This window comes from Priestia sp. SIMBA_032 (assembly GCF_046535215.1).
Taxonomy (GTDB): domain Bacteria; phylum Bacillota; class Bacilli; order Bacillales; family Bacillaceae_H; genus Priestia; species Priestia aryabhattai.
This window is the reverse complement of the sequence record NZ_JAWRXD010000887.1, coordinates 1-263: the sequence shown is the minus strand read 5'-3', so window position 1 is coordinate 263 and position 263 is coordinate 1. Positions and strand designations below refer to the sequence as shown.

The window sequence follows — 263 nt, the reverse complement described above, 5'->3', positions numbered from 1 at the left end:
CTGCGTGCGGCGCATATATTCAGCGCGCTCGAGGAACTTCCGTAAGATGAAGTCGCGGTCCACGTACTCACCGCGCGACATCCCAGGATACCTGCCGGAGTCAGCGAAACCCGCGAGTGCGTAGTCGTGCAACGTATAGACAGTATTTTCCGCCGGCTCGGAGAACATGTCGAAGGCCGTGCCGTGGCGATTGCCATCGAGGAAGATGACGTGGTCGGGATCGATCGAGCGTATGGACGCGCAGACACGGTCGTAGAACGGGC

At 60.1% G+C, this 263-nt stretch carries 1 protein-coding gene; it reads right to left on the bottom strand.

Annotation, left to right across the window (positions count from 1 at the left end; translation table 11 throughout):
- Window positions 1-263: cellulase family glycosylhydrolase (locus tag SB717_RS36870; protein ID WP_410908042.1), on the bottom strand; the 263-nt coding region annotated here is incomplete at both ends.